12 protein-coding genes are annotated in these 12,301 nt (G+C 66.3%); 3 read left to right on the forward strand and 9 right to left on the reverse strand.

Annotation, left to right across the window (positions count from 1 at the left end; genetic code table 11):
* Positions 1-52: 52 nt before the first annotated feature.
* Complete coding sequence (locus ACTJI6_RS03785) at positions 53-1,030, forward strand: hypothetical protein (RefSeq protein ID WP_440797962.1); 978 nt, start codon at positions 53-55, stop codon at positions 1,028-1,030.
* A 46-nt stretch (positions 1,031-1,076) separates the two neighbouring features.
* Here ACTJI6_RS03785 and ACTJI6_RS03790 read toward each other — a convergent pair whose 3' ends face one another.
* The 7 genes from ACTJI6_RS03790 to ACTJI6_RS03820 form a co-directional block, all read right to left on the reverse strand.
* The gene (locus tag ACTJI6_RS03790; protein WP_440797964.1) at positions 1,077-1,679 is read right to left on the reverse strand and encodes a YitT family protein; all 603 of its coding nucleotides are present in this window, start codon (positions 1,677-1,679) and stop codon (positions 1,077-1,079) included.
* A gap of 87 nt (positions 1,680-1,766) precedes the next feature.
* Complete coding sequence (locus ACTJI6_RS03795) at positions 1,767-2,747, reverse strand: ABC transporter substrate-binding protein (RefSeq protein WP_440797966.1); 981 nt, start codon at positions 2,745-2,747, stop codon at positions 1,767-1,769.
* Positions 2,748-2,769: 22 nt separating this feature from the next.
* On the reverse strand, positions 2,770-3,573 hold the full coding sequence (locus ACTJI6_RS03800; protein ID WP_440798026.1) for an ABC transporter permease: 804 nt from the start codon (positions 3,571-3,573) through the stop codon (positions 2,770-2,772).
* A 35-nt stretch (positions 3,574-3,608) separates the two neighbouring features.
* Positions 3,609-4,472, reverse strand: coding sequence for an ABC transporter permease (locus ACTJI6_RS03805; RefSeq protein ID WP_440797968.1), 864 nt, complete (start codon positions 4,470-4,472; stop codon positions 3,609-3,611).
* A gap of 219 nt (positions 4,473-4,691) precedes the next feature.
* Entirely contained in the window at positions 4,692-5,465 is a 774-nt protein-coding gene (locus ACTJI6_RS03810; protein WP_440797970.1) for an ABC transporter ATP-binding protein, read from the reverse strand.
* Position 5,466: 1 nt separating this feature from the next.
* On the reverse strand, positions 5,467-6,918 hold the full coding sequence (gene hydA / locus ACTJI6_RS03815) for a dihydropyrimidinase (RefSeq protein WP_440797972.1): 1,452 nt from the start codon (positions 6,916-6,918) through the stop codon (positions 5,467-5,469).
* Between the two features lie 69 nt (positions 6,919-6,987).
* Positions 6,988-8,253 carry a Zn-dependent hydrolase gene (locus tag ACTJI6_RS03820; RefSeq protein ID WP_440797974.1) on the reverse strand — a complete coding sequence of 422 codons (1,266 nt, stop codon included), beginning with the start codon at positions 8,251-8,253 and terminating at the stop codon, positions 6,988-6,990.
* A gap of 202 nt (positions 8,254-8,455) precedes the next feature.
* Between ACTJI6_RS03820 and ACTJI6_RS03825 the strand changes: the two genes are divergently transcribed.
* Entirely contained in the window at positions 8,456-9,073 is a 618-nt protein-coding gene (locus ACTJI6_RS03825; RefSeq protein ID WP_440797976.1) for a TetR family transcriptional regulator C-terminal domain-containing protein, read from the forward strand.
* On the opposite strand, the gene ACTJI6_RS03830 is transcribed toward ACTJI6_RS03825, so the two are convergent.
* Both ACTJI6_RS03830 and ACTJI6_RS03835 read right to left on the reverse strand, forming a co-directional pair.
* Positions 9,070-9,645: a TetR/AcrR family transcriptional regulator gene (locus tag ACTJI6_RS03830; protein WP_440797978.1), complete on the reverse strand. Its 576-nt coding sequence runs from the start codon at positions 9,643-9,645 to the stop codon at positions 9,070-9,072. The two genes, ACTJI6_RS03825 and ACTJI6_RS03830, sit on opposite strands and share 4 nt — an antisense overlap.
* Positions 9,646-9,804: 159 nt before the next feature.
* The gene (locus ACTJI6_RS03835) at positions 9,805-10,365 is read right to left on the reverse strand and encodes a YcbK family protein (RefSeq protein ID WP_126155295.1); all 561 of its coding nucleotides are present in this window, start codon (positions 10,363-10,365) and stop codon (positions 9,805-9,807) included.
* Positions 10,366-10,670: 305 nt separating this feature from the next.
* On the opposite strand from ACTJI6_RS03835, the gene ACTJI6_RS03840 reads away from it, so the two are divergent.
* Positions 10,671-12,275, forward strand: a complete 1,605-nt coding sequence (locus ACTJI6_RS03840; RefSeq protein WP_440797981.1) for a L,D-transpeptidase family protein — start codon at positions 10,671-10,673, stop codon at positions 12,273-12,275.
* The last annotated feature ends 26 nt before the right edge of the window (positions 12,276-12,301 follow it).

A 12,301-nucleotide genomic window follows, 5' to 3' on the forward strand; every position in this document is an offset into this window, starting at 1 on the left:
AGGTGATTCGTCAGGGGCGGCTTGACCCCGCAGAAGTTGGAAAGGAAACGATATGGCTCTTCGCACATTCACCACCTCGGCCGCGATGCTGGCGCTGATCGCCGGGATCGGCACGGGCGCTTTGGCGCAGACCGCCCCTGCTGCGGGCGACCTGCCCGCGCCGCTGTCGCAACTGAACCTGCGCAATCTCGACATCGAGACCAAGCGCGACGGCATGCGCGAGGTCGAGGGGCGCACCGCCGATGGCGTCGATATCGAAGCCAGGATCGACATGGCCGGGAACCTGGTCGAAGTCGAGGCCGATGACGGCATCCTGCCGCAATCGCTGGTCGACGCCCTGGTGCCTGCCGATCTGCGCGGCCATCAGGTCATGGGCCTGTTCGGATCCGTCACCGAGGTCAAGCAGCGTCCCGATCATGTCGAGATCAAGGGCCGCCAGTCCACCGGGACCGAGATCGAGGCCAAGTTCGACCGCCAGAACACTCTGGTCGGGATCGAGGTCGATGATGCGGCGATCCCCGCCGATCTGGTCGGCACGCTGCTGCCCCAAGCGGTGCGCGACAACGAGGTGATCGGCCAGTTCGACCGCATTGAGGAGATCGTGAACCGCGACGGCCGCGTGATGGTCAAGGGCGAGGATGCGGGCGGCCGGGACATGCGTGCCGAATTCGACGCGGACGGCCGCGTGCTGCGCTTTGGCCGCGAGGATGGCCGGCGCGGCGATCGCGGGGCCGAGGGGCGCCATGCCGATCACGGCCCAGGCCATGACCGTGGTCCCGGCCATGAAGACCGCGGCCCGCGCCCCGGCCCCGACCGCACGGGCGACGGCCCGCGAGGGTCCGCCCCGGTCCCGGCCGATTTCGATTCGGTGGCGGTCAACCAGCGGCTGACCCAGGCAGGATACAGCGGCTTCGGTTTCCTGCGCGCCGAAGGTCCGCGCCTGCTGCTGGAGGCGACCAATCCGCAGGGCGAGGCGGTGACGCTGGAACTGGACCGGCAGGGCGAGGTGGTGCGGGAAACCGCGCGCTGATCGCGCCGCGACACAAAGGGGGGGGGGCGGGAAGCCGCCCCCTGCTTCATGCGATATAGCGGTCCTTGCGGTGGTTCACCGCGATGGTCAGGTTCAGCACGACGGCGCCCAGAAAGCTCCACCCCACGGTGACGGGATCGCGCAGGGTCAGGGCCACCAGGAACAGCGCCGCGTCGAAGATCATCTGCACCCATCCCGCCCGAAAGCCTGTGGCGTCCTGGATATACAGTCCGACGATGCCGATGCCGCCCAGCGACGACCCGTGGCGGAACAGCGCGATCAGGCCCACGCCGGTCAGGCAGCCGACCAGCAGCGCGCCCACGGCGGGGTGGGTGTCGCCGAAATGCAGATAGCGCGGCAGGATCACCGCCAGCACCGACAGGATCGCCACGGCGGCAAAGCTTTTCGCGACGAAGACCGGGCCGAAGCGGCGCCAGCCCAGCCAATAGAAGGGCAGGTTGATGACGAAGAACACCGGCCCGAAGGCCCAGCCGGTCGCATAGCTGATCAGGATCGCAAGTCCCGCCGTCTGCCCGGTGACAAAGCCCAGATGCGTCAGCAGCACCACGCTGACGGCTGCCATGAAGCTGCCGAAGGCGATGCCCTGGGCGTCGTCGATCAGGCTGTGTCCGGGGGGCGGCAGGCTCATGCCAGGTGCTATGCCGTGCCGCCCTGCCGCTGGCAAGAAAGAAGGGGGGCGCCGCCCCCCTTTCGGGTATTTGGACAAAGAAGAAGCCTAGTCGAAGGCGCGGTCGGTGATGATGTGGTTGAACGCGCCCTCGGGGGCTTTCGAGATCACGGGGTCCGAGCCTTCGGCCATCAGCGTGTCCACGGTGCGCTGATAATCGGCCTCGTCCAGAACGCCGGTGCTGCCTGCGGTCAGCTTGCCGATCTCTTGCACCATGCGGACCTGATGATCCAGCGTCTGGGCGCCGGTCTCGTCGTTGTCCAGGACGATCTGGGCGGCTTCTTCCGGGTGTTCCTCGGCGTATTTCCAGCCCTTCATGCTGGCGCGCACGAATTTCACCAGGTCGGTGACCTTGGCCTTGTCTTCCAGCGTGCTTTCCAGGACATAAAGGCCGTCCTCCAGCGTGGCGACGCCCTGGTCCTCGTATTTGAAGGTCACCAGATCCTCGGGCGCGATGCCCGCGTCCAGCACCTGCCCGTATTCGTTATAGGTCATGGTGCTGATGCAGGCCGCCTGCTTTTGCAGCAGCGGATCGACGTTGAAGCCCTGTTTCAGGACCGTCACCCCGTCCGGCCCGCCTTCGGTGGACAGGCCAAGCTGGCTCATCCAGGACAGGAACGGATATTCGTTGCCCGAAAACCAGACGCCCAGGGTCTTGCCCTTGAAATCGGTCTTGGGATCGGTGATGCCGCTTTCCTTCAGGCAGGTCAGCATCATGCCCGACGACTTGAAGGGCTGGGCGATATTGACCAGCGGCAGGCCCTTTTCGCGGGCGGCCAGTGCTGCGGGCATCCATTCGACGATCACATCCGCGCCGCCTCCGGCCAGAACCTGGGTGGACGCGATGTCCGGCCCGCCGGGCAGGATCGTCACATCCAGCCCCTCTTCTTCGTAAAATCCCTTGTCCTTGGCGACGTAATAGCCCGCGAACTGGCCCTGCGTGACCCATTTCAGTTGCAGGGTCAGGTCCTGCGCCTGAACCGCGCCGCCTGCCGCGATCAGCGCGGCGCCCAGCATCCATGTCTTCATCTTCCCTCTCCTGTCTGGGGCGTCAGCCCCGCTGATGGCGCTGCGACGGGTGCCAGAACGTCACCTTCTTTTCGATCAGCGCGACGATGCCATAGAACAGCGATCCCGCGATCGCCGCCACAAGGATTTCCGCCCAGACCAGCGGCAGATCCAGCCGCCCCACGGCGGTCGAGATGCGAAAGCCCATGCCGCGCGTCGGACTGCCGAAGAATTCCGCGACGATGGCGCCGATCAGGGCCAGGGTGGTGGTGATCTTCAACCCGTTGAACAGGAAGGGCATGGCGGCGGGCAGGCGCAGCTTCCACAGGCTGGCGGCATAGGGCGCGGCCCAGGTCGCCATCAGGTCGCGCTGCATGGGTTCGGTGGCGGCCAGGCCCGCGACCATGTTCACCAGGATCGGGAAGAACACCATGACCACCACCACGGCGGCCTTGGACTGCCAGTCGAAGCCGAACCACATCACCAGGATCGGCGCGATGCCGACGATGGGCAGGGCCGCCACGAAATTGCCGATGGGCAGCAGTCCGCGTTGCAGGAAGGGACTGCGGTCGATGGCGATGGCCGTGGCGATGGCGGCAAGCGCCCCGATCAGCCAGCCGGTCAGCGCGCCCTTGAGGATGGTCTGAACGAAATCGGTCCAGAGGATCGCTGTATTCTGTATGAAGCTGGCGCCGATCTGGCTGGGCGCGGGCAGGATCACCGGCGGGATCGCATAGATCCGCACTGCCATCTCCCACAGGATCAGGACCGTGGCGCCGAAGATCAGCGCCACGGCCAGCCGGGTCGCGCGGGTGCCGAAGCGGGCCAGCCAGGTGTTCAGCGCCATGGCGCCCAGCCAGACGGCGATGATCGGCAGCGCGGTCATCGCGCCAGCCCCATGCGGCGCAGCGTCAGCCGTTCTGCCGCGCCGATCAGCGCGACAAGCGCGGCGGCCAGGATGGCGGCGGCGAACAGCGCCGACCAGATCTGCACCGTCTGCCCGTAATAGCTGCCCGAGAGCAGCCGCGCGCCAAGACCGGCGGTGGCGCCCGCCGGCAGTTCGCCCACGATGGTGCCGACCAATGCGGCAGCGATGGCGACCTTGAGGCTGGCGAACAGGTAGGGCAGCGAACTGGGCAGCCGCAGCCGCCAGAACACCTGCGCGCGAGAGGCGCTCCAGCTGCGCATCAGGTCAAGCTGCATCCCGTCGGGCGTGCGCAGGCCCTTCACCATGCCGACCAGCACCGGAAAGAAGGACAGCCAGGCCGCGATGATCGCCTTGGGCAGCAGCCCGGTCACGCCTGCGCTGGCGAAGACCACGATCACCATGGGCGCGATGGCCAGGATCGGCACGGTCTGGCTTGCCACCGCCCAGGGCATCACCGACTGGTCCATGGCGCGGTTGTGGACGATCCCAACCGCCAGCCCGATCCCCGCCGCCGTGCCGATGGCGAAGCCCGCCAGTGTCGCCGACAGCGTGATCCAGCCATGCCAGACCAGGCTGCGCTTCGAGGTGATCTTCTGGCCCGCGATCCCGTCCCACAGCCCCGCCGCGACCTGATGCGGCGCGGGCAGGACCGGACGGTCCAGGGTCAGCGTCTGGCGGATCAGATCGCCGGGGGTCAGCGTGGCCTCGGCCCGCGCCGCCTGGTCGCGGACCCAGGGCGCGTTCATCCAGACCGCCGCCAGATACCAGATCGCGACAATCGCCAGCAGCACGGTCAGGATGGGCAGCAAGCGGTTCATCGCCGGGCCAACCTCCACACCCATCCCGACAAGCCGAAACCGCCGAATGCGATGGGAAGAAACGTCGTCGCCACGGTGCGGGCATCGCTGCATTGATTGCCGTCCGGGCAGACATGCTGCATGTCTCCAAGCGCGGCCAATCCAACCCCGAGAGGAAAAAGCGAAAGTATTGCGGAAAGCGCTGCGACCCATCCAGATCTGCGTCGCCGGTATCTTGCCTCAGTCATAGCCATGCCCCTCGCGCAAGCCGTCGCGGACCTGCTGGGCCAAGGCGATGAACTCGGGCGTGTCGCGGATCTCCAGCGGGCGGTCGCGGGGCAGGGGGCTGTCGATCACCCGCGTGATCCGCCCCGGACGCGGCGACATGACCACGATCCTGGTGGACAGATACACCGCCTCGGGGATCGAGTGGGTGACGAAGCCGATGGTCTTGCCGGTCTTGGCCCAGAGGTCCAGCAGTGCCTCGTTCAGGCGGTCGCGGACGATTTCGTCAAGCGCGCCGAAGGGTTCGTCCATCAGCAGGATGTCGGCGTCGAAGGCGAGCGCGCGCGCGATGGAGGCGCGCTGCTGCATCCCCCCCGACAGCTGCCAGGGATACTTGCCGCCGAAGCCGGCCAGATCCACCAGATCCAGCACCCGCCGGGTCCGCTGCGCGCGGTCGGCGCGGCCGAAGCCCATGATCTCCAGCGGCAGGCTGATATTCCCGGCAATCGTCCGCCAGGGATAAAGCCCCGGCGCCTGGAAGACATAGCCATAGGCCCGCCTGCGCCGCGCCTGGTCCGGCGTCATTCCCGCGACCTCCAGCGTTCCCGCCGTGGGGGTTTCCAGGGCGGCGATGGCCCGCAGGAAGGTGGTCTTGCCGCAGCCCGACGGTCCGATGAAACTGACGAAGTCGCCCTGGCCGATGGTCAGGCTCACGTCCTTCAGCGCATGGACCGGGCCGTCGGCAGTCTGAAAGGTCAGGGAAACGTCGCGGGCCTGGATGGCGGTCAAGTCACACCCCGCTTGCCGGAATGCCCGACCGTTCCACCGGACGCGGGGCGGTCAGTTCCTTCCAAGCCGACAGCGCCCGGTTCACGGTGCCGCGCGATTCCCGAGCGACGAATTCCCCGTGACCCTCTCGCGAATCCAGCGTGCCGCCGTCCACCGCGACATGCCCGCGCGTCAAAACATGGCGCGGCAGGCCCTTCACGCGCTGGCCTTCGAAAACGTTGTAGTCGATGGCCGATTGCTGGCTGCTCGCGGTGATGGTCTTCTCGGCTTCAGGATCCCAGATCACCAGATCGGCATCGCTGCCCACCAGAACCGCGCCCTTCCGCGGATACATCCCCAGGATCTTGGCGATATTGGTCGAGGTGACGGCCACGAATTCATTGGGCGTCAGCCGCCCGGTCGCCACGCCATGGGTCCACAGCATCGGCATCCGATCCTCAAGCCCCCCGGTGCCGTTGGGGATCCTGGTGAAATCGCCGATGCCGGTGCGCTTCTGCGCCGTGGTGAAGGCGCAATGATCCGTCGCCACCACCGACAGAGACCCCGATTGCAGCCCCGCCCACAGACTGTCCTGATGCAGCTTGTTGCGGAAGGGCGGCGACATGACGCGCCGCGCCGCATGATCCCAGTCGGCGTTGAAATACTCGCTCTCGTCCAGCGTCAGGTGCTGGATCAGCGGCTCTCCCCACACCCGCTTGCCTGCCGCGCGGGCGCGGCGGATCGCCTCGTGGCTGTCCTCGCAGGACACATGCACCACATACAGCGGCACCCCCGCCATGTCGGCCACCATGATGGCGCGGTTGGTGGCCTCGCCCTCGACCTGCGGAGGACGGGAGAAGGCGTGCGCCTCGGGGCCGGTATTGCCCTCGGCCAGCAGGCGGGCGGACAGTTCGGCCACCACGTCGCCGTTCTCGGCATGGACCATCGCGATCCCGCCCAGATCGCCCACCCGGCGGAAGCTGGCGAACAACTCGTCGTCGTTCACCATCAGCGCGCCCTTGTAGGCCATGAAATGCTTGAAGCTGGTGATGCCGCGATCGACGACCGCCTGCATCTCGTCAAAGACCTGCTCGCCCCACCAGGTCACCGCCATGTGGAAGCTGTAGTCGCAATGCGCCCGGCCCGACTTGTTGTCCCACATCTGCAACGCGTCCAGCAGCCCCTGACCGGGCGAGGGCAAGGCGAAATCCACCACCATCGTCGTGCCGCCCGCCAGCGCCGCGCGCGTGCCGCTGTCGAAATCATCGGCGGAATAGGTGCCCATGAAGGGCATCTCCAGATGCGTATGCGGGTCGATCCCGCCCGGCATGACCAGGCAGCCCGACGCATCCAGCACCCGATCACCCGTCAGCCCCTGTCCGATCGCGGCGATCTTGCCGTCCTTCACCAGCACGTCCGCCTTGTAGCTCAGGTCGGCGGTGACGACCGTTCCGCCCCGAATAACCGTCCCCATCGCCGTCCCTTTCATCTTCGTCCAAATATCCCGCGGGGGTCCGGGGGCGCGAAGCCCCCGGCTTCGATCTCAGCGCGCCACCTCTGCCGCGTCCAGGACCGCGTGCAGCAGCACATCCGCGCCTGCCTTGGCCCATTCCGGGCTGATCTCCTCGGCCTCGTTGTGCGACAGCCCGTCCACACAGGGGCACATGATCATCACCGTCGGCGCGACCCGGTTGATCCAGCAGGCGTCGTGCCCCGCCCCCGAAACGATGTCGCGGTGGCTGTAACCCAGCCGCTCCGCCGCCGCCCGCACCAGCCTGACCAGACCCGGATCGAATTCCACCGGATCGAAATGCCCGACCGGCTCGATCTCGATCCCCAGGCCCAGTTCACGGGCAATATCAGCAGCCTCGGCCTCGATCCTTGACCGCATAGAGGTCAGCTTGCCCAGGTCGGGCGATCGGATGTCGATGGTGAAGACCGCGCGGCCGGGGATCACATTGCGGCTGTTAGGCCAGACATTCGCCTGGCCCACCGCCCCCACGGCGTCGGGCTGATGATCCATGGCGATGCGATGCACCGCGTCGATGATCCGCGCCATGCCAAGGCCCGCATTCACCCGCATGGACATCGGGGTCGAGCCGGTATGCGCGTCCTTGCCGGTCAGCGTGACCTGTAACCACCACAGTCCCTGACCATGGGTGACGACGCCGATCTGCTTGCCCTCGGCCTCCAGGATCGGGCCTTGCTCGATATGGTATTCGAACATCGCGTGGATCCTGTGGTCGCCGGGAACCTCCTTGCCGCGCCAGCCGATCCGGTCCAACTCGTCGCCAAAGCGCCGGCCCTCGGCATCCTCGCGGCTGTTGGCGTAATCCTCGTCATGGACGCCCGCAAAGACGCCCGAGGCCAGCATGGCGGGGGCGAAGCGCGTGCCTTCCTCATTCGTCCAGTTCACCACGACGATGGGCCGGCGGGTCGCGATACCCATGTCGCGGATCGAACGGATCACCTCCAGACCTGCCAGCACGCCCAGAACGCCGTCGAATTTGCCGCCCGTCGGCTGGGTATCCAGGTGGCTGCCGATATAGACGGGATCCAGATCGGGCTCGGCCCCCTCATGGCGCATGAACATGTTGCCCATCCGGTCTAGGCCCATGGTCATGCCCGCATCCTCGCACCAGCGGCGGAACAGGGCGCGGCCCTCGGCATCGGAATCTGTCAGGGTCTGGCGGTTGTTGCCGCCCGCGACGCCCGGCCCGATCCGGGCCATCTGCATCAGGCTGTCCCACAAGCGTTGGCCGTCGACCTTCATGTTGGCAGCCGGAACCAGCCCGCTGGCGTCGGTCATCTGTCGTCCTTCCTGTCTGGCCGCCCCGTTCTGTCGCGGGACCGGCTTGATGGGGCGTGGGCGCCGAGGCGCCCCTTCGGCCCTTCCTTTGTTGACCAAATGGTCAGGATCACGCTAGCACGGGGCAGGGTTCAGTCAAGCGTCCCGAAAGGCGCAACCCCGGCTGCTGCCCAAAAATGCATCAGCGGCGAAAGGCCCCGGAATGGCAGACCAGTTGCAGCCGCCCCTGACCCGCATCCAGCAGAAGAACCGCGACCGGATCCTGAAGGGCGCCTTGTCGGTGTTCTCGACCAGCGGCTTTCGCGGCGCCACCATCGACCAGATCGCCGAGGCGGCGGGCCTGTCCAAGCCGAATGTCCTTTATTACTTTGCGTCCAAGGACGACATTCACAAATCCCTGCTGACCACGCTTCTGGACATGTGGCTGGCCCCGATGATCCGCATCAACCCCGAGGGCGAGCCGTTGGAGGAGGTGTTGGCCTATGTCCGCGCCAAGCTGGAGATGTCGCGCCGTTTTCCCCGCGAAAGCCGGCTGTTCGCCTATGAAATCCTGCAAGGCGCCCCCCACCTTACCGAGATCCTGGGCGGCGGCCTGCGCGACATCGTGGACCGCGCGGCGACGATCCTGCAAGGCTGGATGGATCAGGGGCGGCTTTCGCCTGTCGATCCGCATCACCTGATCTTCTCGATCTGGGCGCTGACCCAGCATTACGCGGATTTCGATGTGCAGGTGCGCGCCGTGCTTGGCCCCGGCCACGATCCCTTTGTCGAGGCCGGACCATTCCTGGACAACCTTTACCGCACCATGCTGCGCGTCTAGCCGGAAGCCTGTGTCAGCATCGCGGCGGCGGGCTGGATCAGCGCCAGGTTTTTGCGCGCGGTGCCGATGAAGTCGTCGACCGCCCCGATGGCCCAGTCCTTGGTGGCGGCATTGGTGGCGGCGACGATGGCGGCGGCCAGGATCTCGATCTGCGCGGGATTCGACTGGGGGCAGCGGCGGTGCAGAAGGTCGCGCATCTGCGCGCGCCGCGACAGAATGGTCGAATTGCGCAGCGCATCCAGCTTGGGATCGGTCGTCGCCAGGACCAGGATATGCGCCAGCAATTCCCGTTCGTCCAGGAAACGCTCCAGATGGGCGGTGATCAGCCGGTCCAGATCCTCGATCAGAGTGCCGCGCCCGGCCACGAACTGCTCGGAGGCCTCGGCCGGATAGTCGGGGGGCGGGCCCATCATGGCCGCCTCTTTATAGGGGTAATAGTTGAAGAAGGTCCGGGTGCTGATCCCCGCTTCCCTGGCGATCGCCTCGGTCGTGACGTTCGCAAGCCCGTCCCGCATGGCCAACTGGATCGCTGTCGCCTGGATCTTCTTGGCCGTTCTGTAGCGACGCGTCATATGCGGCATCATGCGACTTCCAATTGCGTTTATTGTAATGAAATGGTGTCAGAAGCGCGTCACCGCCGTCAAGGCGCGTGCCATAGGGCGGCCAGGCACGAAAAAACGCCGCGCGCAAAGGGCGAGCGGCGCTGCAAGAGCGGATTGGGCAAAGGCGCGTCAGGCGCCCCAATTGCGGACGGGGCCGCAGTCCATGTGGACGAAGTTCGACCGGGAATACTTGCCGACGCCGCCGGCGCGGCAAGACAGCGCGGCATTGTACATCTGCCCGACCGAGCGCGATTTCAGCCGCAGGTCGGCAGCCTTGCCCACCATGTGCAGCGAATTGCGCGCAACCCCGCCCGAACTGCGGCGCAGCATCGCGTTGGTGCGGGGCGAACGATAGCCCGACAGCATCATGTACGGTTCGTTGGTTTGCAGCAGCCGGTGCGAGGCTGCGGCCACATCGACGGTGCGCGGGTCGATGCCGATCACTTCGCCCGTGCGCCAGTCGCGCATGAAGATGTTGATCTCGTTCAGCGCCTCTCGGATGTATTTTCCGTCGACCCAATAAACGGTGTCGAGGCTTTCGCCCGTGCGGCCCGAATACATGCGGACGCGGCGCATGTCGCCCGCGCCGCGCAGCAACCCGAAGGCGTTGCCCATCACGGGTGCTGCCGCCACGGTTGTAGCCGCGAACACACCCAGAATGCCGCGACGTGAAAGAAGGTCGAATGTCATGTCAGATCGCCTGTCCCGCTTCGTCTTTTTTCCGCCACATGTCCTGCGACGGCGCCAAGGTTATCCTCGGTTGACTAACAATATGTCAAAAGCCCGTGCGCTCAGAAACAGATTCCTGTCTACTGCCGCACATTTTCAGGATATTGGGCGAATTCCTGCCGACGCGCGGTGACTGTGGCGGCACGGTCGCGAGGCTGTGGCATGGCTGCAACCATCAGCCGGCGCCACCCGAGGACGGCCTTCATTTGCTGGCGAAAGCCGGGGCGAAATGCAAGAATCCTTGGGAATAGGGCAAAGGGATGTCGATGCGCGGCTGGGCGGTGATTGCGGCTACTCTGTTGATCTGCCCCGGACAATCTGCGGTTGCACAACCGCAGGCGGGGCTGGCGCCTGCGGTGGGTGTTGCCGTTGCACCACGCCTGGATTTCAGCGCGCGGGACATGGAACTGGCCCAGGCTGCGGCGGCGGTGCCGGAACTGGCGTCGTTTTACGGATCGCACGGGCTGCGGCCGATCTTTCTGGGCGAAAGGGCGGGCGAATTGCGCGCCGCCCTGGTGCGGGCGACTGCCACGGCGCCGCAGCACGGCATCCCGGCAGGCCGATACCGCAGCGATTCGCTGGCCGCCGATGCCGCAGACGTGAGGGCCGAGATCGCGCAGGCGCGGGTGCTGGTCCGCTATATGCGCGACATGACCGGCGGCATGATCCGTCCTGGCTCGGTCGACCCCCTGATCAAGCGAGAGGTCAGGCGCCCGCCCATCGACCGGCTGATCCGCGATTTCATCCAGTCCCCGAATCCGGCGCGCTTTCTGCTGGACTTGCAGCCGCACCACCCAGCCTATCTGGCGCTGCAACGTGCCTTGGGTGGCGACCAGGGGCTGGCCGTGCCCGCCCATCTGCCCCGTGCGCCTGTGGGCCTGTGGCGTCCGGGAATGCGCGATCCGGGGATCCTTCCCCTCCGCGCCCGGCTGCAATCCATCGGCTTCGACGCGCCCGCGCCCGACCCGCAGCTTTATGACGCTCCGCTGGCCGATGCGGTCGCGCGGTATCAGGCGGCGGCGGGCCTGCCGCCGGACGGCGTGGCGGGGCCGAAGACCATCGGCCATCTGAACGGCGACGTGCCGCAGGACGCCCGCAACCGCGCCATCGTCGTCGCCCTGGAAAGGATGCGCTGGATGGGGTCCGAGGATCTGGACGCCCGCCATGTCTGGGTGAACATCCCCGAATATACCGCCCACATCATCGACGGCGGGGCCGAGGTGTTCCGCACCCGCGTCGTTGTGGGCAGCGCCGACCATGACCGGCAGACGCCCGAATTCTCGGATCAGATCGAATATGTGGTGGTCAATCCCCGCTGGAACGTGCCCCGGTCGATCACGGTCAAGGAATACTTGCCGAAATTGCAGGCCAACCGGAACGCCGTGTCGCATCTGGACGTGGTGGACGGCAACGGCAACGTGATCGCCCGCGACCGGATCGACTTCCGTCGCTATACGGCGGCGAATTTTCCCTATCGGATGCGGCAGAAACCGAGCGACGACAATGCCCTGGGGTTGGTCAAGTTCATCTTTCCAAATCCCTGGAACATCTATCTGCACGACACGCCGACCAAGCACCTGTTCGGAAACGCGATGCGTGCCCATTCCCACGGCTGCATCCGCATCGGCGATCCGTTCGACCTGGCCTATGCGCTGCTGTCCAGGCAGACCGACGATCCGCAGGCGATGTTCCATCGGTCCCTGGATCGCGGCAACGAGGCCTGGTTGAAGCTGACCCCGCCCGTTCCGGTGCATCTGGTCTATTTCACCGCCTTCCCCGACCAGGACGGCACCATTCGCCGGTTCGAGGATGTCTATGGCCGCGACGCCCCCTTGTGGGACGCGATCCAGAAGGCCGGGCTGGATTCATAGGCCCGAAAAGTCTAAGCCCCTTTCTG

Origin of the sequence: Paracoccus sp. 22332, assembly GCF_052045125.1 — a bacterium.
In the GTDB taxonomy this organism is placed as follows: domain Bacteria; phylum Pseudomonadota; class Alphaproteobacteria; order Rhodobacterales; family Rhodobacteraceae; genus Paracoccus; species Paracoccus haematequi_A.